11 protein-coding genes are annotated in these 23,553 nt (G+C 62.5%); 6 read left to right on the top strand and 5 right to left on the bottom strand.

Annotation, left to right across the window (positions count from 1 at the left end):
- Nucleotides 1–180 precede the first annotated feature (180 nt).
- Nucleotides 181–633, top strand: coding sequence for a TonB-dependent receptor plug domain-containing protein (locus ABDW57_RS11335; RefSeq protein ID WP_343730303.1), 453 nt, complete (start codon nucleotides 181–183; stop codon nucleotides 631–633).
- On the top strand, nucleotides 634–2,844 hold the full coding sequence (locus tag ABDW57_RS11330; RefSeq protein ID WP_343730302.1) for a TonB-dependent receptor: 2,211 nt from the start codon (nucleotides 634–636) through the stop codon (nucleotides 2,842–2,844).
- Nucleotides 2,845–2,884: 40 nt separating this feature from the next.
- Here the strand turns inward: ABDW57_RS11330 and ABDW57_RS11325 are convergent, their stop codons facing one another.
- On the bottom strand, nucleotides 2,885–5,773 hold the full coding sequence (locus ABDW57_RS11325) for a TonB-dependent receptor (protein ID WP_343730301.1): 2,889 nt from the start codon (nucleotides 5,771–5,773) through the stop codon (nucleotides 2,885–2,887).
- 256 nt (nucleotides 5,774–6,029) lie between these two features.
- Nucleotides 6,030–7,109: a 3-deoxy-7-phosphoheptulonate synthase AroG gene (gene aroG, locus ABDW57_RS11320; protein ID WP_343730300.1), complete on the bottom strand. Its 1,080-nt coding sequence runs from the start codon at nucleotides 7,107–7,109 to the stop codon at nucleotides 6,030–6,032.
- 485 nt (nucleotides 7,110–7,594) lie between these two features.
- On the opposite strand from aroG, the gene ABDW57_RS11315 reads away from it, so the two are divergent.
- Nucleotides 7,595–10,234 carry a TonB-dependent receptor gene (locus ABDW57_RS11315; protein WP_343730299.1) on the top strand — a complete coding sequence of 880 codons (2,640 nt, stop codon included), beginning with the start codon at nucleotides 7,595–7,597 and terminating at the stop codon, nucleotides 10,232–10,234.
- On the opposite strand, the gene tldD is transcribed toward ABDW57_RS11315, so the two are convergent.
- From tldD to ABDW57_RS11300, 3 genes are read right to left on the bottom strand one after another with little or no spacing between them, the layout of a single operon-like run.
- On the bottom strand, nucleotides 10,231–11,691 hold the full coding sequence (gene tldD, locus ABDW57_RS11310) for a metalloprotease TldD (protein ID WP_343730298.1): 1,461 nt from the start codon (nucleotides 11,689–11,691) through the stop codon (nucleotides 10,231–10,233). The two genes, ABDW57_RS11315 and tldD, sit on opposite strands and share 4 nt — an antisense overlap.
- Nucleotides 11,692–11,733: 42 nt before the next feature.
- Nucleotides 11,734–12,534, bottom strand: coding sequence for a carbon-nitrogen hydrolase family protein (locus ABDW57_RS11305; protein WP_343730297.1), 801 nt, complete (start codon nucleotides 12,532–12,534; stop codon nucleotides 11,734–11,736).
- Nucleotides 12,531–16,703, bottom strand: a complete 4,173-nt coding sequence (locus tag ABDW57_RS11300) for a YhdP family protein (RefSeq protein ID WP_343730296.1) — start codon at nucleotides 16,701–16,703, stop codon at nucleotides 12,531–12,533. The genes ABDW57_RS11305 and ABDW57_RS11300 overlap by 4 nt, the downstream gene beginning before the upstream one ends.
- 89 nt (nucleotides 16,704–16,792) lie before the next feature.
- Here ABDW57_RS11300 and glnE point away from each other — a divergent pair, with 89 nt between their 5' ends.
- The 3 genes from glnE (at nucleotide 16,793) to ABDW57_RS11285 (ending at nucleotide 23,521) form a co-directional block, all read left to right on the top strand.
- On the top strand, nucleotides 16,793–19,522 hold the full coding sequence (gene glnE, locus ABDW57_RS11295) for a bifunctional [glutamate--ammonia ligase]-adenylyl-L-tyrosine phosphorylase/[glutamate--ammonia-ligase] adenylyltransferase (protein WP_343730295.1): 2,730 nt from the start codon (nucleotides 16,793–16,795) through the stop codon (nucleotides 19,520–19,522).
- A 75-nt stretch (nucleotides 19,523–19,597) separates the two neighbouring features.
- Nucleotides 19,598–20,059: a cache domain-containing protein gene (locus tag ABDW57_RS11290; RefSeq protein WP_343730294.1), complete on the top strand. Its 462-nt coding sequence runs from the start codon at nucleotides 19,598–19,600 to the stop codon at nucleotides 20,057–20,059.
- A gap of 639 nt (nucleotides 20,060–20,698) precedes the next feature.
- A complete protein-coding gene (locus tag ABDW57_RS11285) occupies nucleotides 20,699–23,521 on the top strand; it encodes a TonB-dependent receptor (protein ID WP_343730293.1) in 2,823 nt (940 codons plus the stop codon).
- Nucleotides 23,522–23,553 lie beyond the last annotated feature (32 nt).

The raw sequence follows: 23,553 nt of genomic DNA, 5'->3' as shown, positions 1-23,553 counted from the left end.
AGCCTTTTTTATTGCCTATACACATCTGTAACCAACTGTTGTATTTTATAAACAGATAATGTTTCTCAATTGACACTGGCTCCCCTACGGTGAAATTATCGAGGCCCTGCTCATCGTAAACCGATGGTCACTTTCGATACACAACTATATTTCACGCCGTTATTTTGGGAGTTGAGAGCAATGATGAAAGAGACAGTTTTATCCCGTTCCATGCGCCGCGTTTATGCCAGCGGCCTGCTCGGCCTGGGCCTGATCGCGCCACTGGCGCAAGCGCAAGATGCGCCGATGCAGCGCGTTGAAATCACCGGTTCCTCGATCAAGCGCCTGGTGTCGGAAACCGCCAATCCGCTGACCGTGATCAAGGCCGACGACTTCGTCAAGCAAGGCCTGACCACCGCGCAGGAAGTGCTGGACCGCATTCCCTCCAACAGCTCCAGCTTCACCTCCGGCAACGTGGTGGGCGGTAACAGCTCCGGCCTGCCGACCGGCGGCCAGGCCAGCGCCGACCTGCGCGGCCTGGGCGGCGACAAGACCCTGGTGCTGCTGAACGGCCGCCGCATCGCCAACCATCCTTACGATGGCGCCAGCGTCGACCTCAACATCATTCCGGTGTCGGCCTTGGAACGGGTGTAAGTGCTGCGCGACGGCGCCTCCGCCATCTACGGCACCGACGCCATCGGCGGCGTGATCAACTTCATCACCAAGCGCTCGGTGCAAACCACCACCATTACCGCGGAAGCCATCCTGCCGCGCAAGGACGGCGCCGATGAGAAACGCGTCAACCTGTCGACCGGTTTCGGCAACCTGGATGAAGACGGCTACAATGTGTTCGGCGTGGTCGACTACCACAAGCTGGACATCCTGACCTCGCAACAGCGCGACTTCTCCAAGACCGGCATCATTCCCGAGAAAGGTCTGAACCTGACCTCGGGCACCACCTTCCCTGGCAACTACTTCGACCCGACTTCGGGCGCCACCGGCAACCCGGGCTTTGCCACCGGCTGCGACGCGCCGCTGTCGGTGCCGCGCGCCAGCAACGGCACCTGCCGCCAGGACTACACCCGCCAGATCGACGATCTGCCGGAACAGAAGCAAACCTCGTTCTTCGGCAAGGCCACCTTCAAGATCAACGGCGACCACCTGGCCTCGATCGAATACCTGCACTCGGAAAACGACGTGGTGTCGCACACCGCGCCGCCGCCGCAGACCGGCCTGCTGCTGCCGAAGACCAGCAAATACTATCCAGGCAATGCCGGCGGTGTGCCGGCCATGCCGGGCCTGTCGGGCGATCCGCTGTCGGTCAACTGGCGTCCGACCGAAGCCGGTCAGCGCGAGATCAACTCCAAGGGCGCGGCTGACCGCCTGTCGATCGCGGCGGAAGGCGTGTTCAAGGGCTGGGATTACAAGACCGGCTTCACCATTTCGGAAAGCCGTTCGGCCGAATACTTCACCGGCGGCTATGTCAACGACGCCAAGTTCGCTGCCGGCGTGGCCAACGGCATCCTGAATCCGTTCGGCAAGCAGGACGCGGCCGGCAAGGCGTATCTGGAAAGCACCGCCCTGCGCGGCCAGGTACAGAAAGGCACGACCCGCAACACCGGTATCGACGCCAAGGCCAGCCGCGAGCTGATGGACCTGCCGGGCGGCAAGCTGGCAGTGGCGATCGGCGGCGAGCTGCGCCGCGAGGAAGCCGACTTCTTCGTCAACCGCGACATCGCCGGCCAGGCCGCCTCGTCCGGCCTGTCGGGTTCGCAATCGACCGATGGCGCGCGCACCATCAAGGCGGTGTTCGGCGAAGTGAACCTGCCGCTGATCAAGGATCTGGAAGTCAACCTGGCGGCCCGCTTCGACGACTACAGCGACGTCGGCCACACCACCAATCCGAAACTGGGCCTGCGCTACCAGCCGACCAAGGAAGTGCTGCTGCGCGGCTCGGCCTCGACCGGCTTCCGCGCCCCGACCCTGTTCGAGAAAAACGCGCCGCTGTCGAAGAACGACACCAACAACTCGTACAACGATCCTATCCTGTGCCCGGGCGGCGTGCTGTCGTCGAACCCGATCGCCAACCCGCTGCGCGACTGCGATCTGCAACAGTTCAAGCTGCAAGGCGGCAATGCCAACCTGAGCCCGGAGAAATCGAAAACCTTCGCGTTTGGCGTGGTGATCGAGCCGATTCCGCAAGCCACGCTGGCGGTCGACTACTGGAACATCAAGCTGAAGGACAAGATCAACGCGCTGCCGGAAGAAGCCATCTACGGCGACTACGAGAAATACAAGGCGCGCTTCCTGCGCAATCCTGACGGTTCGCCGTACGCCATCCTGGACCTGAAGGAAAACCTGGGCAAGGTCAACACCGATGGCGTGGACGTCAGCCTGACCCTGCGTTCGGGCGCCACCCAGGCCGGCAACTTCACGCTGACCCTGGACGGCACCTACGTGCACAAGTATGAGTACCAGGACGAGCGCGATGGTCCGTTCATCCAGAACGTCGGCCGCTATGCCGCCAACAATCCGGTGTTCCGCTGGAAGCACAACCTGGCCGTCAACTGGCGCCTGGGCGACTGGAACGCCACCCTGGCGCAGTCGTACAAATCGGGTTACACCGACCAGAACCTGGACATCCCGGCCCAGTATCTGAACAAGGTGCCGTCGTATGCACTGTGGAATCTGTCGGGCAGCTACACCGGCTTCAAGGGCGTGACCCTGACCGCCGGCGTGAAGAACCTGTTTGACAAGGAACCACCGTTCTCGAATCAGGGCACGCTGTTCCAGAAGGGCTACGATCCACGCTACACGGATCCGGTCGGCCGCGCGCTGTACCTGCGCGGCAGCTACAGCTTCTAAAGCAAAAACGCCCGGCTCTGCCGGGCGTTTTTCTTGAGGCTTAGAACTTGTAGTTCCCTGTGATGTAGAACGAACGTCCGGCCGGATCAGCGTAACGGCCATCGTAACCAATCTGATTACCGCCGCCGGCGTTCTGCAAGGTGAATGGCGGATCGCGATCGAACAGGTTCTTGATGCCTGCCGTCAGCGCGAACTTGCCGAAGTCATACTTGCCCTGCCAGTCGAAGGTGGTGTACGACGGCGTCCACAGACCGCCAAACGCCACCGAGTCACCCACGCTGCCATCCGGGTTCACGGCAAACACCGCCGTGTCAGCCGGGTAGGACTGATCGTGGTAGCCCGACTTGTAGTGCGCCGTCAGCGTATTGGTCAGCTTGCCGTTGGTCAGGCTCAGGCTGACATTGCTCTGCACGCGGAACACCACGCCATTGTCCGGGCCGAAGCGGCCCAGGTTGGACTGCACCTCGCCGCCCGCCGTGGTGGTGTAGTTCTGCTTGAGCATGTAAGTGCCGTTCCATGCCGCGCGCACGTCACCGATGCCGGTTTTGCGACGGTAGCTGAAGTCCCAGTCGATGCCGCGGTAGTTCGCCACGCCGCCGTTGATCGGCGCCAGCAGATACGCAATCGTGGTGTAGCCAGCCGGATCAGGATACGGATTCACGAACAGGTTTTTATACTGCTGCGGATTGGCAAAGCCCACCTGCTCCGGCACACCGGCCGACAACACCTGATTACGGATCTGCACGTTCCACAGATCCAGGCCCAGCGACAGGCCGGTCAGCGGTTCGACGCGGCCGCCAAAGGTCCACTGTTTGGACTTTTCAGGCTGCAGGCCGGCGGCGCCGCTCTGGCCATTCGGACCGGTCAGCAAATCGTACTGCGCCTGGCCGACCTGGCAACCCGGCGAACCCGGGAACGGGCAGGCATAGCTGCCGGCCGTGCTGCCGTTGAAGGTGTTGGCGCCGGCGATATCGCTCAGGTTAGGCGCCTTGAAGCCGGTGCCGTAGGCGGCGCGCAGCAGCAGGCTGTCGACCGGCGTCCATTTCAGGCTGACCTTGTAGGTGCCGGCACTGGAAGTGTTGCCGATGTCGCCGCTCGGCAGTTGCGGAATCAGGCCGCTGGCATCCGGCACGCTGGCGAAGATGTAATCGCTATGCACCTTGTCGTAGCTGTCGTAGCGGCCGGACACGGTGGCTTCCAGGGTTTTGCTGACTGGCAGCAGCACCTCGGTGAACACGCCCCAGTTGTCGCGCCGCGCGCCAAACGGCACCTGGCCGTAGTTGCCGCCGACCGGATAGTTGGCCGACACCGGCTGGGTCGAGAAGCCTGAGTTGGACAGGATCAGCGGACTGTATTCGATCTCGTATTTGGTCTTGGAGTAATCACCGCCAATCGAGATGATCGAGGTGCCGCCGGGCAGCGAGAACAGATCGTGCTGGGCGCCCGCGTGCACCGTGTTCAGGGTCGACTTGGTACGCGAGAAAACGGTGCCGTTCAGCAGCGCGCCTTTCAGCTGGTCGGCGCCCTGGCCGGTGACCGGATCGTATTTGCCGGCCGCCACCAGCGAGTCCAGCATGTTGAAGTCGGAGTAGCCACCGGCCGCCGTGTCCTTCAGCTTGGTCTGCGACAGGATCAGCGAAGCGTTGTAGGTCCAGCCAAAAGCGCTGCCGTCGATACCGGTGGCGAAGTGGCGCGCGGTGGTCTGGTACTCGTCGGCGCGGCCGCCGATCAGCACCGAGCGATAGCCCAGCGTAGCGTTGCCGGTCGGATTCTCCAGACCGTTGGCGTCCAGATAGCTCTGCACATATTTCGCATACAGCGCCGGGAAGCGCGAGGTGGCATTCACGCCCATCGGCTGGGCCGACGGTGCATACTGCGCGGTCATCGCATACTGCGACAGCACCAGTTCGGCCCACGCGGTGGTGTCTTCATTGATCTTGAAGGTGCCCTTCAACAGGCCGCTGTCGCGGCGGCTGCCCGGCACGTCTTCCACCGTCGAGGCATAGTTGAAGCGGCACTGCGTGCCCAGCGGACCGGCCAGCGCGCTGCCGCAATTGCCGTTAGCGGCCAGGTAAGGATTGATGGCGTAGCCGACCGGATCAGCCGTGCTGCCCTTCGGCCGCGCGTTGAAAGTGATATTGGCCGGCTCGGTGTTGCCAGTACGCTGGTCGAAGTAGTACTGCTTGCCGTTGGCGTTGAACTTGAAGAACGCGCCCTTGGCCGAGAAGTCGCGCTGCAAGGCGGTGATGCGCTCCAGCTCCTCATGGCTGTACGAGGCCAGCACGTTCCAGCCGTTGGTTTCCAGGTCGCCCCAGCCTTTGGTGATGCCGGCGCTGCTCCACGAGCCGCCGTTCTTCTTCGGCTGGCCATAGGTGGCGTACACCTCGCCCTTGGTCAGGTTTTTCTTGGTGATGAAGTTGACCACGCCGGCAATCGCGTCCGAACCATACAGGGCGGAAGCGCCGTCGGTCAGGATCTCGACCCGCTCCACCGCCTCCAGCGGAATGCTGGACAGGTTGACCGCATAGCCGCCGCCCTGGCCGGAGCCGATGGCGCTGGGCGCCACGCGCTGGCCATCCAGCAGCACCAGCGTGTACTTGGACGGCAGCGAGTGCAGCGAGGCCGTGGTGACGCCGGCGCCGCCGCCGTTGACCGAACTGGACGACGGCACAAAGCCCTGCATCGACGGCAGCATCTGGATTAGGTCGGTAGCGGACGTGGCCCCGGTCTGCTTGATTTCCGCCGCGGTCAGCACCTGCACCGGCAGCGAGCCCTCTTTCTGGATGCGCTTGATCGACGAACCGGTGATCTCAACGCGCTGTATCGGCTGATCGCTCGGCACGTCTTGCGCAAAGGCTGGCAGCGCCAGCAAGACACTGCCTGAAAATATCAGGCGCAACGAACGAGACAGCACTTTTTCTTGAATCATGACTAACCTCCGATTAACTTTTTTGGGATGCAACAATCCAACGCCTGTGGTCGGAAAGACCGCAGGCGGCGCAAGGAACGTCACTTGTTGGAATTACGCTAGGAGGGTGATCATCGACACCAGCCATGTTTTATATATCAACATGGTCAAGAATGCAGTGTCAATTGTGTAGTGGTCAGTTTTTGCGTTCTTACCACACACTTGATAGTCAGATCCAAGAAAAATGGCCCTAACTCGACAGTAGGGCCATTTTTGCTTACTTGGCGGCGGCTTCGCGCGCTTGCGTGGCCAGGCGGCGCTGGCGCACGGCGGCGGCCAAGCCTTGCAGCACCTGCACGCTGCTGTCCCAGTCGATGCAACCGTCAGTCACCGACTGACCGTAAGTCAGTTCCTTGCCTGGCACCAGATCCTGGCGGCCGGCCACCAGGTGCGATTCCACCATCACGCCAACGATGCGCTGCTCGCCGCCCGCCACCTGGCCGGCGATGTCGGCGCACACCGGCACCTGGTTTTCCGGCTTCTTCGAGCTGTTGGCGTGCGAGGCGTCGATCATCAGCCGCGGCGCCAGGCCTTGCGCCGAAATAGCCTTGCAAGCTTCTTCCACGCTGGCGGCGTCGTAGTTAGGCGTTTTGCCGCCGCGCAGAATGATGTGGCAATCCTCGTTGCCGTTGGTCGAGACGATGGCCGAGTGGCCGCCCTTGGTCACCGACAGGAAGTGGTGCGGCTGCGAGGCGGCCTTGATGGCATCGACCGCGATGCGCACATTGCCGTCGGTGCCGTTCTTGAAGCCCACCGGGCACGACAGGCCGGACGCCAGCTCGCGGTGCACCTGCGATTCGGTGGTGCGGGCGCCGATCGCGCCCCACGAGATCAGGTCGGCAATGTACTGCGGCGAGATCACGTCGAGGAACTCGGTGCCGGCCGGCAGGCCCAGCTCGTTGATGTCGCGCAGCAGCTCGCGCGCCATGCGCAGGCCGTCATTGATGCGGAAGCTGTTGTCCATGTACGGATCGTTGATCAGGCCCTTCCAGCCCACCGTGGTGCGCGGCTTTTCGAAGTACACGCGCATGACGATTTCCAGATCGCCGGCCAGCTCCTTGCGCAGTGCCACCAGGCGGCGCGCGTACTCCATCGCCGCCTTCGGGTCGTGGATGGAGCACGGGCCGATCACCACCATCAGGCGGTCGTCCTGGCCGTGCAGGATACGGTGCAGCGCCACGCGGGCGTTGGCGGCAGTCTGCTCCGCCGCATCCGTGCACGCAAACTCGCGGATCAAGTGGGACGGTGGCGTCAGTTCCTTCATCTCGCGGATGCGCAAATCATCGGTACGGGGCATTGCTGTTCTCCAAGATCAAAAAAGTAAGGGTAAAAAAAAACCGCCTCGTGTGAGGCGGTTTTCTGGGATTCTGCTGGGACGCGTTTTGCTTCTACGTGAACCGGCCGCTAACTCCACCGCCTTGGGTTGGATAGCTAAAGTAAAACCAGCCGGTAAAGAAGAATTTGGTCATGGATTGACTATAACGCCAGAGTTCCAGGCTTGGCAAGCGATTTTTTTTCGGCAAGAACGCCTCCCTACAAAACTTTACATCCTCAAAGTCGTCTTTACATCTTATCCATTGTGACCAGATGTAATGGCCGCGCGTAGGCAAAATGCCGCCTGGCGTGGTGACTGCCGGTATATGCAAAAAAGCGCCTTAACATGTGCGTTTATTTGCTACTGTTGGATATTCGCATAATTATCTTTCGATCATTGTTGAAGCCACTACCGAATGTTTTGATGGGCCTCCACAACCCCAAAACAAAATCAGGAGTGACACACCCATGATGATAGAAAGAGCTCTTACCCGATCTCTGCGCGTGATGTTTGCCGGCGGCCTTGTTGTCGGCATGCACGCAGCTGTTGCGCAAACCGACGACAGCACCATCCAGCGCGTTGAAGTGACCGGTTCCAGCATCAAGCGCCTGGCCACTGAAACGGCGCTGCCGATCACCAGCATCAAGGCATCCGACTTCGAAAAGCAAGGCCTGACCACCGCCGCCGAAGTCATGAACACCTTGTCGATGAACCAGAGCTCGACCGGCAGCAGCCAGTCAGTGGGTTCCGGCACCGGCGGCATCGCCACTGCCGACCTGCGCGGCCTGGGCAGCAACAAGACGCTGGTCCTGCTGAACGGCCGCCGCCTGGCCAGCCATCCCTTCAACGGTTCCTCGGTCGACCTGAACATCATTCCGGTGTCGGCGCTGGACCGGGTGGAAGTGCTGCGCGACGGCGCCTCCGCCATTTACGGCACCGACGCCATTGGCGGCGTGATCAACTTCATCACCAAGCGCGCGGTGCAAGGCGCTTCGGTCAGCGTCGAGCGCTACCAGCCGCAAGCGAGCGGCGCCGGCGGCGAATCGCGCCTCAATCTCTCGGGCGGCTACGGCGATCTCGACAAGGATGGCTGGAATGTGTTCGGCGTGATCGACCTGCACAAGCAGACCGCGCTGGACGCGGTGGACCGCGACTTCTCCAGCACCAGCGTGCGTCCGGACAAGGGCATCAACAACAGCAGCGGCACTTCGCAGCCGGGCAACTTCTACTCGGCCAACGGCATCACCGGCAACCCGTACTACAGCAGCGGCTGCGTCGGCAAAGGCCTGATTCAGCAAAGCAGCAACGGCACCTGCCGCACCGACACCATCGCCTACATCCAGGACATTCCGAAGACGCAGCAGGAATCCTTCCTTGGCAAGGCCACCTTCAAGCTCAGCGACGACAATATCGCCACGGTCGAATACCTGCACAGCCGCTCAACCAACCAGAGCGCCATCGCGCCGTCGCCGCTGACCGGCATCACCATGACCTCGGCCAGCCCTTACTATCCGGGCGGCAGCGCCGGCGTTCCTGCCGTGGCCGGCCTCACCGGCGAAGACCTGACCATCAACTGGCGCACCGTCGCAGCCGGCAAGCGCATGGGCTACGACACCTCGATCTCCGACCGCCTGGTGCTGGCCTCGGAAGGCCTGGTGGCGGGCTGGGACTACAACGTCGGTCTGACCTACGGCGTCAGCAAGGCGGCCAGCGCCTTCATCGGCGGCTACACCAATGACTCGCTGATGAAAGCGGGCGTGCTGAGCGGCATCCTCAATCCATTCGGCGAGCAATCGGCCGCGGGCCTGGCTTACATCGACGCGGCCCAGTTGCGTGGCGAATACCTGGCCGCCAGGATGACCAGCATCGGCGTGGACGGCAAGATCAGCCGCGAGATTGCTCAGTTGCCGGCAGGCGGCGTCGGCTTCGCCATCGGCACCGAGTTCCGTCACGACAAAGCCACCTACGATGTGAACACCGCCCTCGCCTCGCAGGCGTCGAGCTCCGGTTACGCCGATGCCCAGGACCAGGCTGGCCAGCGCAACATCGCCGCCTTGTACTCGGAGCTGAGCGTGCCGCTGGCCAGGAATCTGGAACTGTCGGCCGCCGCGCGCTATGACCACTACAACGATGTCGGCGGCAGCTTCAATCCCAAGATCGGCCTGCGCTGGGAAGCCAGCAAGCAGCTGATGTTCCGCACCTCGTACAACACCGGCTTCCGCGCGCCAACGCTGTACGATCTGCACGGCCCCGCCACCTCGACCTTCACCAGCAATGCGTATGACGATCCGGTGCTGTGCCCGGGCGGCGCAGCAGCGGCCGGCGCCAATCCGAATATCGCCTGCAACCAGCAGCAATACATCCGCAGCGGCGGCAACGCCAACCTGAAGCCGGAGAAGTCCAAGACCTTCGCGCTGGGCGCGGTGTTCGAGCCGACCAATGCGGTGAGCGTGTCGCTGGACTACTTCAACATCAAGATCCGCGATTCGATCGGCACGGTGGCGGAGTCGACCATCTTCGACAACTACGAGAAGTACAAGAGCTACTTCGTCTACTCGGCCGACGGCAAGACGCTGCAGTACGTGAACGCGGTGCTGGACAATCTGGGCGAGGTGAAGACTTCGGGCATCGACGCCAGCCTGCGCTGGAAGCTGCCGCGCTCGGCGGCCGGCGACTTCGGCTTCCAGTTCGACGGCACCTGGGTGCACAGCTACAAGTACCAGAACGAAGCGGGCGGCGAGTTTGTGGAGAATGTCGGCGTGTACGGCGACAACGCGCCGGTGTTCCGCTGGAAGCACAACGCCACCATCAGCTGGAAGCAAGGCGTGTGGAGCGCGGCGTTCTCGAACAAATACCTGAGCGGTTATGTGGACGAGAACGACGTGGCGGATGCCTACTACCACAAGGTGCGCGCGTACTCGACGTACTCGCTGTCGGGCAGCTACGCGGGCTTGAAGAATACCGACATCACGGTCGGCATCAAGAACCTGTTTGACAGCGCGCCGCCGTACACCAACCAGGGCACGACCTTCCAGAGCGGTTACGACCCACGCTACACCGATCCGCTGGGCCGTACCTTCTACCTGAAAGCGACCTACAAGTTTTAAGCAGTACCGCCGACGGTGACGCCGTCGATACGCAGTGTCGGTTGGCCCACGCCGACCGGCACGCTCTGGCCTTCCTTGCCGCACACGCCCACGCCTGGATCAAGCTTCATGTCGTTGCCGATCATGGACACGCGGTTCAGCACTTCCGGACCATTGCCGATCAGGGTTGCGCCCTTCACCGGATAGGTGATCTTGCCGTTCTCGATCATATAAGCCTCGCTGGCCGAGAACACGAACTTGCCGTTGGTGATATCCACCTGGCCGCCGCCGAAATTCACCGCATACAGGCCATTTTTCACCGACGCCAGAATCTCGCCCGGGTCCTTGTCGCCGCCCAGCATGTAGGTATTGGTCATGCGCGGCATCGGCAGGTGCGCGAACGATTCGCGGCGCGCGTTGCCGGTCACCGGCATCTTCATCAGGCGCGCGTTCATGGTGTCCTGGATGTAGCCTTTCAGGATGCCATCTTCGATCAGCGTGGTGCACTGGGTGGGATTACCCTCGTCATCGATATTCAGCGAACCGCGGCGATCCGCCAGCGTGCCATCGTCGACCACCGTCACGCCCTTGGCCGCCACGCGCTCGCCGATGCGGCCCGAGAAGGTCGAGGAACCCTTGCGGTTGAAGTCGCCCTCCAGACCGTGGCCAATCGCCTCGTGCAGCAGGATGCCTGGCCAGCCGGGGCCGAGCACCACGGTCATCGGACCGGCCGGTGCCGGACGCGCATCCAGATTCACCACCGCCGAATTGACCGCATCGGTCGCGTACTGATCCAGCAGCGCGTCGCTGAAATAGCCGTAGTCATAACGGCCGCCGCCGCCGGACGAACCGACCTCGCGGCGGCCATTCTGTTCCACGATCACGGTCAGCGACACCCGCACCAGCGGACGAATATCCGCCGCCAGCACGCCATCGCTGCGCACCACCAGCACCACGTCGTACTCGCCGGCCAGGCTGGCCATGACTTGTACCACGCGCGGGTCCTTGGCGCGCGCCATCTTCTCGATGCGCTCCAGCAGCTTGACTTTGGCGGTGGCATCCAGCGACACCAGCGGATCATGCGGCAGGTACAGCGAACGGCCGCCCACGTGGTTCATGGCGCCCGCCACTTTCACCTTGCCGGCGCCAGCGCGCGCGATGGTGCGGGTGGCGGCGGCGGCATCCAGCAGCGCCGCTTCGGAGATTTCATCCGAATACGAAAACGCCGTCTTGTCGCCGGACACGGCGCGCACGCCGACACCCTGGTCAATTGAAAAACTGCCGGTCTTGACGATGCCCTCTTCCAGGCTCCAGCCCTCGTTCTTGGTGAACTGGAAATACAGGTCGGCGTAGTCAACCTTGTGGGTGAACATGGCGCCCAGGGTCTTCAGCAGCTTGCCTTCGTCCAGCCCGAACGGCGTCAGCAGGATATCGCGCGCTACGGCCAGGGTGGACAGATTGGGTTCAAATGGCTTCATGGTGATGCTTTCTGTTAGGTGTTACCGGCATTGTAGTGGATATCACATGGTGCGGTGTTTCAGCGCAGGCAGGCTCTCGCGCACGCCCTGCATATAGCCGAGGTCGATTTCGCCGGCCACCACGCCCTCGCCCTCGGCCAGCACCGACTTGACCGCGCCCCACGGGTCGATCAGCATGCTGTGGCCCCAGGTGCGGCGGCCGTTCGGATGGGCGCCGCCCTGCGCGGCCGCCAGCACATAGCACTGGTTTTCGATCGCCCGCGCGCGCAGCAGGATTTCCCAGTGCGCCATGCCGGTGGTGTAGGTAAAAGCGGCCGGCACCACGATCAGCGAGACCGGTCCCATGGCGCGGAACAGTTCGGGGAAGCGCAAGTCGTAGCACACCGACATGCCAACCTTGCCGAACGGCGCCTCAAACACGCCCACGTGCTGGCCCGGCACAATGGTCTTCGATTCGTTGTACGACTCGGTGCCCTTGGTAAAGCCGAACAGGTGGATCTTGTCGTAGCGGCTGACGTGCTCGCCCTGCGGGTTGTACACCAGGGTGGTGTTGATGACTTTCTCCGGATCATCCGAGGCCAGCGGCAAGGTGCCGCCGATCAGCCAGATGCCCAGTTCGCGCGCCAGCCCGGCCATGAATGCCTGGATCGGCCCGCTGCCCAGCGGCTCGGCCACCTTCACCTTGTCGCTGTCGTTCAAACCCATGATGGCCCAGTATTCCGGCAGCAGCACCAGCTGGGCGCCATCCTGCGCGGCCTGGGTGACGAGGCGGCGCGCGGTGGCGATGTTTTCCTGCACCGACGGCGAGGAAATCATTTGTACGGCGGCAACGGTATGGTTCATGGTGATCCTTTTGCTGGTTCCGGTTTGGTGGCATCGAGCTTGGTGACCACCGGCGCTTTCCACGGGCCGGTCACCTGCATATGGTAGGTCAAGGCTTTCATCACCGGCGCACTGAGGAACAATTGGGCCAGGAAACTGCCCAGCCCGATCACCGGGTTGACCGCCAGTGCATACACCAGCGGCGCCGTGCCGAGGTTGACCTCCGGAATCACCACCACGTGCAGATTGGCCGTTTCGTTGGCGATATCGGCACTGCCATCCATCAACACAGTGGCGGCAACGCCGTGCATTTTCAAGTTGTCGGTCTTGGCGATGCCGCGGCTGATGCTGGCGTTGGCGGTGATGCCGTCAAATGCCAGCCCTTCCGAGAATACGTCATGGAAATCCAGCTTGAGCAGGCGCGGCAGGGCTTGCAGGCTGAGCACGCCCAGCAGCTTGGCGGCGCCCGGGTCCTGCTTGAGGAACTGGCCCTTCTCCACGCTCATGCCGAGCTGGCCGGACAAGCTGGGCAGGTCCAGCGAGTACGGCACGCCTTTCCAGGCGATGTCGCCTTTCAGCGTGCCCTTGCCGCCCTTGAGCGTGTCGGCAAAGCCGAAGCGGTCCAGCAGCTTGCCGGCATCGATGATGTCGAGATTGAAATTGAGGCTGGTGTTGTGGACGCCGTCCTTGCTGACCCACTTGCCGGTGCCGTTCAGCACGCCGTCGGCGTTGCTCAGCGCCAGCTTGCTGACCCGCCACTCGCGCGCGCTCGGCAATTGCACATTGTTGGCCTGCAGCTCCAGCTGGCCCAGCGGCTTGTTGAACAATTCAAAGCGCTCGACCACGACGTCCAGCGCCGGGATGGTGGCGGCTGCGCTCTTGCCGTCCAGCAGTTCCTGCACGTCGCTGGAGGCCGATTCAGGAATCACCAGCGAGGACAGGCGCGCGGTCACCTTGCCCAGGCCGGCGCCGGTGGACGGCTCGGCCCAGGTCAGGTAGCCATTGGCCTGGGTGGAATCGATGCTAGCCTGCCACGTGCCCTTCTGGTGGGTGACGCCGACCACAATGTTTTCCAGCTTGCGGTCGCCGATCACCAGTTCGCTGGCGCGGGCGGCAATCGCATCCGGCAGCACGTACTGGGTGAAGTCGCTGGCGTCGGACGAGGCGGCTGCGGCCTGGCCCTTGCCGGCCACGGTGTCGCCAAAGTCCAGCCAGTTGTCGACGTTGAGCTGGCGCAGGTTGATGTTAAAGGCCAGGCCACTGTCCGGCTCCGGCGCCGGCGTGTTGATGCCGATGCCGCCGCGCACCAGTTTCCAGTGCTGCTTGCCCTGCTTCTGGCGCTGATAGCGCGCCGCAACGCCGCTGCCCAGCGCGATACGGATATCGTCATGCAGCAGGCCGGCCGCGTCCGGCGTCAGGCCGCTGGTCAGCACGAAGCGCAGCGGCATGGCGTCGGCCGCGGCCTTCTGCACCGGCGCCGGCAAGTCCAGCCCCAGCCCGGTCAGGCTGGAATCGACCGCCACCACCACCTGATGGTCGCGCACGGTCACGGTGCCGCTGTAGCGGGTCCCGCCCGAGAAATGATCGGCCAGGCGCTGCATGGCCGGCGCCTGGTAGTTCTGGCGGAAACCGTCGGCGGTCAGCAGGCCGCCCAGCTTGACGACGATGGAATGGTCTTTCTGGCTGCCGCCGGTGATCGACACCGGGCCGCCCAGGAACAAGCCGGACAGCTGGTTCAGATTCACGCCCTGCTCATTGAATTCGATCTTGCCCTGCGAGGACTGCACCACCGGCAAGTCGCTCATCAGCACGATGTCGTTATTCTGCAGTTGCAAGGTGCCGTTGACCTTGGTGTCGATGGCGTGCGCCAGCGGAATGCGCAGGCTCAGGCCCAGGCGGGCGTTGCCGGTGGCCTGGGTTTCATCAGTAAAGTGCGAGATCCATTCCAGCACCGGGCTGTTGCCCACGTACTTGAGGAATTCCTGCATCGGCCCGGCCGCGCTGCCGTCGATTTCCAGCATGGAGTCGTGAATCGCCAGGTCCGGAATCACCGCCTTCACATTGCTGAGCGCGACGCCGCCGGTGGTGGCGGTATCGCCGCGGATTTCCATGCGCGCGCCTTCGAAGACAAAGCTGCCCTTGATGTGCTCGGCTTGCGGCCACAGCGGCAGCGGCTTGCCATCCCTGCCCAACTCCTTGCCGTCGCGCAGATAGTGGCCGGGTTCGTAGTTGAGCTTGCCTTCAGTCAGCTTGCCGGCCACGCGAAATTCGCCGCGCGCCTTGCTTTCGCCGTGGAAGGGGAAATGCGCCAGGTCGCCGCGCAGGCGCACGCTGACGTCGCTGGCCACGCCGCCTTCCAGCGCACCGGTCAGCCAGTGGGTCAGGTCGGCCGGGGTTTGCATCGGCAGGTAACGGCCGATGCGGTTGAGCTGGAAGCCGGTCAGCGTGCCGCTCAGGTCAGCCTTGCCCGGCCCTTTGCCCGCCAGCGAAATGGTGTGCGTGCCCTGCAGCGTGCCGCTCATGCCTTCCTGCTCGAAGTCCATGCTGTCGATCTGGAACAGCAACTGGTTGTCGGCCTCGAACGACCAGCGCGCCTTCAGGTTGAGGTGATCGAACGGCATCGACGCTTCGGCAAAATAGTCGGGCATCTGCAGCACCAGCTGCTGGGAATTCAGGTTGAAGCTGCCCCCCTTTTCAGTGGCGTCGATCGAACCGCTCAGGTTGTCGAAACCGGGGATGGCCGGCAACCCGGCAATCGCCGGCTGCTTGCCCATCTTCGGTTGCGCCAGACGCGGCGGCTGCGGCTTCAGGCCCAGCCCCACCAGATCGCCCTTGACGCGGTAAGTCTGCAAGGCCGGGAACGCGCCTTGCCATTCGGCGGAAAAGTTTTGCAGCAGCCCGCGCGGGGCAAAGCTGGCCACCATCTGGTGCTGGTGCGCGCTCAGCGGCATGCGCTCGGCCAGGCCGGCCAGGGTTTGCAGGTCCAGCTGGCGCGCGCGCAGTTCGACTTTTTCCGGCCGCGCGCCGGCCGCCGCCACATACGTTTCCGACAGCGAGGTGGGCGCCATCACCAGGCCGTCGCGCGTGGTCAGGGTCAGGTTCTGCAACTCCACGCTGTGGCCCAGGGCGCCAAAGCCGGGCGTCAGCGCCCCCTTGCGCGCCAGCGGCGGACGGATATCTTCATGGGCGGCAATGCGGCCGCTCAGCTGCTGCAAGTCCAGCAGCGGCAATTCCTTGCCCAGCACGGCAGTGAGATTGGTGAAGCCGACATCGGCGGTAAAGCCGGTCAGGCGCGACTGGTCCACGCCGACCCAGGCGCGCAGCGAACCGTTGCCGCTGCTCAGCTCGATCGGGTACGGAATCCAGGTTTTCCAGGCCAGCAGGTCGGTGTTGCGGATATCGGCGTACAGCTCGCCTTTCCACATGGAGAAGTTGGAAATGCGGGCGCCAAAGGCGGGATGGCTGAAGTCGGCGCGCACATCCACCGGTGCGGCCAGCGCGGCCGGCGGCGTGGCGCGCAGCGCCAACTGGTGGCGCAGCCACTGGTTGCGCAGCACCACCGTCACGTTGTCCAGCGCCAGCGGCGGCGCCGCACGCTGGCGGTCGGTCCACTGCAGGCGGCCTTCGCGGATGACAATGTCGCGCTGGGTCAGCAGCCAGTCCAGTCCCTGGCCGTCGCTGGGCTTGTCGAGATCGACAAAAATGCCGGCCACGAACAGGCGGCCGTCGGCCTCGCGCACGATGGCCAGGTCGGGCCGGTTCAGTTCCAGCGCATGGAAGCGCAGCTTTGCGCTGACCACGGTCCACCACGACAAGGTGGCCGAGACGCTGGGCAGGGTCAGCGCTGGCCTGCCCTGGCGGTCGTGCAGCACCACCTCGCCCAGGAACAGGTTGGGACGGAAGCCGTTCCACGAGGCGTACACGCGCGAAATCGTGACCGGGTTGCCGACCGCGTTGCTGGCGGCGCGCTCAATGTCGTCCTTGTAGTGGTCGATATTCGGCAGCACCGCGTAGCGCAGGATGAGGAACAGGATGGTGAAGGCGAAATACAGCAGCAGCGCCAGCTTCAGGGTGAAGCCCAGCACGTGATGGGTGGCCAGGTTGCAAATCCGGTAGGCGGCACGAAGCCGATGCCAGCGCGCGGCCAATGGGCCTTCGCCTGTCACGGTCTCCTCCTCTGGTTTTTGCATTAATACGCTAATAAATCAGGCCATGCGGTCAAATAAATCGCAAACTCGCGCTAAACTCGGTCTCCGGAGCAATTCTACCCTATCACCTCATGAGTTCACCGTCCGTCTCCCGTTTCTACCAGCGCTGGCTATCGGCCGCGCCCGACCGTGCCGCCAAGGCTGATGAACTAGCGCAATTATCGCTTGCCCAGATAGATCTGGTGCATTATTTACAAAAAGAAGCAGAAAATGGCTTGCCGCTGGTGCGCTCCATGCGCCGTCTGCGCAACCTGCTGGTGTGCACCCTGATCCGGCGCGATCTGGAAGGCAAGGCCAACCTGGCGGAAGTGGTGGAAACCATGACCCGCTTTGCCGATTTTGCCATCCAGCAGCACATGGCCGAGCTGCATGCCGAGATGGTGGCCGCGCACGGCCAGCCGATCGGCCGCGATTCCGGCACGCCGCAGGAAATGCTCGTGCTGGCCATGGGCAAGCAAGGCGGCGGCGAACTGAATGTCTCGTCCGACATCGACCTGATCTTCGTCTATCCCGAGGATGGCGACACGGCGGCCGGCCCCGGCCAGCGCAGTCTGTCCAACCACGAATTCTTTGTGCGCCTCGGCAAGAAACTGATCGCCGCGCTGTCCGAGATCACCGAGGATGGCTACACCTTCCGGGTCGACATGGCGCTGCGTCCGAACGGCAACTCCGGTCCGCTGGCGGCCAGCATGGGCATGGTGGAAAACTATCTGATCGTGCAGGGCCGCGAGTGGGAGCGCTACGCCTGGGTAAAGGCGCGCGCTGTCACCGGACGCGCCGAGGATATCGCCGCGCTGGATGGGATTGTCCGGCCGTTCTGCTTCCGGCGCTACCTGGACTTTGGCGTGATTGACGCCATCCGCAATATGCATGCGCAAATCCGCGCCGAGGTGAACCGCCAGGAGCGGCTGCACCCGGACCGCAGCAACAACGTCAAGCTGGGGCGCGGCGGCATCCGCGAAATCGAGTTCCTGGCGCAGGTGTTCCAGCTGATCCGCGGCGGCCGCGATGCCGCCTTGCGCGACCGCTCGACCCGCACCACGCTACGCATCATTGCCGAGAAAGGCCTGCTAAGTCACGCCATCGTCTATCAACTGCTGGCTTCCTACACCTTCCTGCGCAACCTGGAGCACCGCCTGCAATACCTGGACGACGCCCAGACCCACACCCTGCCCGCCAATGACGCCGACCGCCAGACCGTGGCCGAGATGATGGGCCTGCCGGACGTGGCCACCCTGCTGGCCCAGCTGGACGCGCACCGGCAGTTTGTCGCCGGCCAGTTTGACGAAATGTTCTCGGACAAGACCGAGACCGGTGAAAATGATATCGAACTGCAATCCAGCAACGAGTGCGCCGATCCCGACAACCGCGAAGCCATGGTCGCGCGCTTCAGCGCGCTGGGCTTTGACGATCCGGAAGGCGGCACCAAGCGCCTGATCGCCACCTGGCAGGCGCCGCGCCTGCAATCCTTGCCCGAAGCCAGCCGCAACCGCCTGCAGGGCCTGATCAACACGGCGCTGCCGCTGATCGTCCAGGCGGCGGCGGAGTCGAGCGGCGGCAACCAGCTGGCCACCCTGGGCCGGCTGCTCGATTTCCTGGAAGCCATCGCCCGCCGCTCGGCCTATCTGTCGCTGCTGACCGAGTATCCCCACACCCTGGCGCGCGTGATCCGCATGGTGCACGCCAGCGGCTGGGCCGCCCAGTTCCTCAGTCAGCACCCGATCCTGCTGGATGAGCTGCTGGACGACCGGGTGCGCAACGCCGTGTTCGATCCGGTGGCGCTGGCGGCCGATATCGACAAGCAACTGGCGGCCTGCCCCGGCGATACCGAGCGCCAGATGGATATCCTGCGCGAAATCCACCACGCCCAACTGTTCCATCTGCTGGCGCAGGATCTGGCCGGCGATTTGACGGTGGAAAAGCTGGCCGATTACCTGTCCGCGCTGGCCGACACCATCGTTGCCGCCACCATCAAGGCGGTATGGCAGACGGTGGCCACGCGCCACCGCGAGGTGCCGCTGTTCACCGTGATCGCCTACGGCAAGCTGGGCGGCAAGGAGCTGGGCTATGTGTCCGATCTGGACGTGATCTTCCTGTATGACGATCCCGACCAGGATGCGCCGGCACAATACGCCAAGCTGGCCCAGCGCTTCATTACCTGGATGACCTCGCACACCTCGGCCGGCATCCTGTTCGACATCGACACCGCCCTGCGCCCGGATGGCGCCAGCGGCATGCTGGTGTCCAGCGTCAGTTCCTTTGAGAAATACCAGAGCAACTCGGCCTGGGTGTGGGAACACCAGGCCCTGACCCGGGCGCGCTACTGCGCCGGCGACCTGGCCATCGGCCAGCGCTTCGAGCAAATCCGCGAGGCGGTGCTGCGCAAGGAACGCCCGGCCGACGGCCCGCTCCGGCAGGAAGTGCTGGCCATGCGCAAGCGCATGATCGACGCCAAGCCCAACACCAGCGCCCTGTTCGACCTCAAGCAAGACCGCGGCGGCATGATCGACATCGAGTTCATCGTCCAGTTCCTTGTTCTTCAGCACGCTGCCGCCTATCCTCAATTGACGGCCAATTTCGGCAACATTGCCCTGCTCCACATGTGCGCCGACCTGGGCCTGATCGACACCGGCCTGGCCGCCAGCGTGGCCGACGCCTACCGCAAATACCGCAAACTGCAGCACCAGCTGCGGCTGCAGGGGCAGGATCTGGCACGTATCGATCCGGCGCTGGTGGAGGCCCACGCCGCCCACGTGCGGGCGCTGTGGCAGGCCATCTTTGGCGCAGATGTTGCCTCGTAACAACATCGCCGTTTCTGGTTGTGTGAAAGGTGCAATACTCTTGAAGGCAGTTTCCATTACATAAAGGAGAACGATATGAGAGCACTATTCGGCATTGCGGCCTTCAGCCTGAGCTTGCTCGCGACGTCCGGCGCCGCGCTGGCCGCCGACAAGGGCAGCGCGGATGAGGCGGTGGCCATGGTCAAGCGCGCCGTGGCCCTGATCAAGTCGGACGGCAAGGAGAAGGCGTTCGCCGCCATCTCCGATCCGGCCAACACCGCGTTTCATGATCGCGATTTGTATATTTATGTATATGACTTGAATGGCGTTGCTTTAGCGCACGGCAATAACCCTAAAATGGTAGGGAAACCTTTAATTGGTTTAAAGGATAATGAAGGCAAGGCCATGATTAAAGAAATGGTCGATACCGCCAAGAATAAAGGCAAGGGTTGGGTTGATTTTAAATGGCCGAATCCGGTAACCAAAGCAGTAGAATCCAAGTCCGGTTATGTCGAGCGCGTTGACGATATACTGGTTGGCTCGGGCATTTATAAGTAAACGCTCATCCCACCTTCCACCCGGCCCCTCCGGCCGGGCCGTTCCCCTCTGAAGCAGGACGCCCCAAGCCGGTGCACGCACGCCAAAAATATGCCAATTATTGGCACATACCCGCCAAAAATTAGCTTTAATCGCTGCTCCACAAGGATTATCTCCGACATTTTCTGCGCACCACCCCTACGTGATTCGCGTAGCCAGCACTTTTCCCGGTATCGGTATTTAGAGCAGCATCGGCAGTTGAATAAACTGGCAAAAGATATTAATTCCCGCCGAGGCTGTTTTGATTAACCGCTTTATTGTCGAGTAGAATTTGGCGATAGCGCAAACATGAAACTGGTTTTATTTCTGAATATCAACTCGACACATTTCGTTACACTTGTGGTGCTGTTGCTTTTTTGCGAATGTTGGATTTTTTACGGCCTTTTACGTTTACAACATGACTACGAAGTCGTTAAAGTTGGTCAGTTAAACCAAGAAATTTAACAAAAAATAAACGTAGAGTTGTTTAAATACACCCTAAGGAGTTCCGCAATGATGAAGGAAACAGTTTTATCCCGTTCCGTGCGCATGATCTGCGTAGCCGGCATGGCGATGAGCGCCCAAGTAGCATTCGCACAGGATGCTGCGCCAGCAGATACCGTGCAGAAAGTTCAAATTACCGGTTCGCGCCTGCTCTCGCCTAGCGCCGAATCGCCAACCCCGCTGCAGATCCTGACCTCGGCTGACATTGCTGCCTCGGGCGCCGTCAACCTGCAGGACTTGCTGCAGAAGAATCCGACCCTCGGTACGCCTACGCTGAGCCGTAACAACTCCAACTTCCTGACCTCGGGCGGCGGCGTATCGACCGTCAACCTGCGTAACCTGGGCGACTCGCGTACCCTGGTGCTGGTCAACGGCCGCCGCTTCGTGTCCGGCGTGCCGGGCGACACCGCGGTCGACCTGAACACCATCCCGACCGACTTCATCGAGCGCGTCGAACTGCTGACTGGTGGCGCATCGGCAACCTACGGTTCGGACGCCGTGGCCGGTGTGGTCAACATCATTCTGAAGCGCAACTTTGAAGGCGTGACCATTGACGCCTCGACCGGCAAGAGCGACAAGAACGACGACTTCAAGAAAAAACTGGCGATCACCTTCGGCACTACCTCGGCCGACGGTGGCAGCAACATCATGGGTCACTTCGGCTACTCGAAGCAGGGCGCCGTGATGTCGAAAGACCGTCCAGGCCTGGGCGCCGCAGTTGACCAATACTCGAAGGGCGACTTCGATGGCGATGCCAGCACGCTGTTCCAGCCCATGGTGCCGTTCTATTCGAGCTTCGCGCCGCAAGGCCGTTTCTTCACCTCGACCGGCAGCTACACTTACGACAAGAATGGCAAGGAAATCCCGTTCAGCACCAACGGCGTCAATGGCGTCGGCGCGACCGGCTTCAATCGTTCGGAATACCGCACCATCGCCGTGCCGACCGAGCGCTACTTGTTCGCCACCAACGGCAACCTGAAACTGAACGACAACCACAGCGCGTTCTTCGAAGGCACGTATGCCTCCACCAAAGTGGACACCAACATCGAGCCATTCCCGCTGGATTCGGCCAATGTCTACCAGGCCAACGGCGGCGTCGTGCCGGCTGAGACCCTGGTTGGCGGCGTCAAGATCCGCAACCCGCTGGTGCCGCAATACCTGTGGGACCGCATCGGCGATGCGGACGAAGACGGCCTGAAAGATTACCGCTTCACCCGCCGCCTGTCGGAGTTTGGCCCGCGCCACTCCTCCGTCAACCGCGGCACCCTGCGTCTGGCCACTGGTCTGAAAGGCACGCTGCCGTTCACCACCGACTGGAACTATGAAGCCTTCGTCAGCTACGGCCGCACCACCGAGTCGCAAAGCTCGACCGGTCAGGTCAACGTGATGAGCATGCGTAATGCGCTGCAAGCCATCCCGGATGGCGCCGGCGGCGTGATGTGCGCCGACGCGCAAGCCCGCGCCGAGGGTTGCGTGCCAATCAACGTGTTTGGCTTCAACACCATCACCCCGGAAGCGCTGAAATACGTGACCGCACCTGGCTCGCTGGAGACCGCGATCACCCAGAAGATCGCCGGCGGCACCATCACCGGCGAACTGCCATGGGGCCTGCCAGCGGGTAACATCGGCGTCGCGGCCGGTTACGAGTGGCGCAGCGAAGATTCGCAAGCCGTGCCTGATCCGCTGACCCAGGCTGGCCTGAACGCCGGTAACGCCATTCCACCTACCTACGGCAGCTTCATCGTCCGTGAAGAATTCGTGGAAACCCGCGTGCCACTGCTGAAAGACAAGGCATTCGCCAAGAACCTGGACTTCCGCGGTTCGTTCCGTCACGGCGACTACAGCACCGTTGGCAGCACCAACAGCTGGAACGCCGGCCTGGAGTGGGCACCAGTATCGGACATCAAGTTCCGCGGCACCCGCGCCGTGTCGACCCGTGCGCCGAACATCAACGAACTGTACTCGCCTCCAAGCCAGGACTTCCCGACCGGTCTGGTTGACCCATGCGAAGGTGTGACCGCCACCGCTTCCGACGCCAAATCGGTCGCCTGCCGTGCAGCGCCGGGCGTGGCCGCCAATATCGCCGCCAACGGCGGTGTGTTCACCCTGAACCAGGCGGACAAGCAAGGCATCTCGGGCTATAACCGCGGCAACCCGCTGTTGAAGGCAGAGAAAGGCCGTTCGAGCACCGTGGGCGTGGTGATCACCCCGACCTCGATCCCGATGCTGAGCAAGTTCACCTTCACGGCGGACTACTTCAACATCAAGATCTCGGATGCAATCGTGAGCACCCCACGTCAGTTCACCCTGACCCAGTGCTACGGCGGTGGCAATCCGACCTACTGCTCGTTCATCACCCGTCGCCCGACGGCGGAAGGTTCGAATAGCGCGGGTTCGATCAAGTACTCCGACACCGGTGTATCGAACAGCGGCGGCAAAGGCACGGAAGGTATCGACCTGACGGCATCGTGGGCAGACAAAGTTGGTCCGGGCCGCCTGAGCACCAAACTGTCGTACACCTACCTGAAGACCCTGTGGGATGTGCCGCTGCCAGGCGAACCAAAGGATGAGTCGGTGGGCGAAGTGGAGTCGCCACGCAGCAAGGCCGTGCTGAACCTGGCCTACAAGTGGGGCAACTTCGGCATCAACACCACCACGACCTACACCGGTCGCGTGGGTCTGGATGATCAGTATCTGGCTAACTTCGACAACGCGAGTGAAGCGCCGAAGATCGGTTCGTACACCACGACCGACTTCCAGCTGACCTACGATGTGAAGAAGAACTACCAGCTGTACTTCGGTATGGATAACGCCTTCGACAAGAAAGCGCCACCGATCATCAGCGGTCTGCCAGGCAACACCACCGGTACCGAGACCGACGCATCGGCTTACGATCCGATCGGCCGCCGCTACTACCTGGGTCTGCGCGTGTCGCTGTAATCCGGAACGGGTGGCATTGCCGCCCTGCCCTC

Origin of the sequence: Duganella sp. (assembly GCF_039595735.1) — a bacterium.
Lineage (GTDB): Bacteria > Pseudomonadota > Gammaproteobacteria > Burkholderiales > Burkholderiaceae_D > Rugamonas.
The sequence above is the reverse complement of the archived record's forward strand: the minus strand, read 5'-3'. Positions and strand labels throughout refer to the sequence as shown.

Coding starts and splice junctions, on each gene's coding strand:
- ABDW57_RS11335 (WP_343730303.1), top strand. CDS start 181: ATGATGAAAGAGACAGTTTTATCCCGTTCCATGCGCCGCGTTTATGCC.
- ABDW57_RS11325 (WP_343730301.1), bottom strand. CDS start 5,773: ATGATTCAAGAAAAAGTGCTGTCTCGTTCGTTGCGCCTGATATTTTCA.
- aroG (WP_343730300.1), bottom strand. CDS start 7,109: ATGCCCCGTACCGATGATTTGCGCATCCGCGAGATGAAGGAACTGACG.
- ABDW57_RS11315 (WP_343730299.1), top strand. CDS start 7,595: ATGATGATAGAAAGAGCTCTTACCCGATCTCTGCGCGTGATGTTTGCC.
- tldD (WP_343730298.1), bottom strand. CDS start 11,691: ATGAAGCCATTTGAACCCAATCTGTCCACCCTGGCCGTAGCGCGCGAT.
- ABDW57_RS11305 (WP_343730297.1), bottom strand. CDS start 12,534: ATGAACCATACCGTTGCCGCCGTACAAATGATTTCCTCGCCGTCGGTG.
- ABDW57_RS11300 (WP_343730296.1), bottom strand. CDS start 16,703: ATGCAAAAACCAGAGGAGGAGACCGTGACAGGCGAAGGCCCATTGGCC.
- glnE (WP_343730295.1), top strand. CDS start 16,793: ATGAGTTCACCGTCCGTCTCCCGTTTCTACCAGCGCTGGCTATCGGCC.
- ABDW57_RS11290 (WP_343730294.1), top strand. CDS start 19,598: ATGAGAGCACTATTCGGCATTGCGGCCTTCAGCCTGAGCTTGCTCGCG.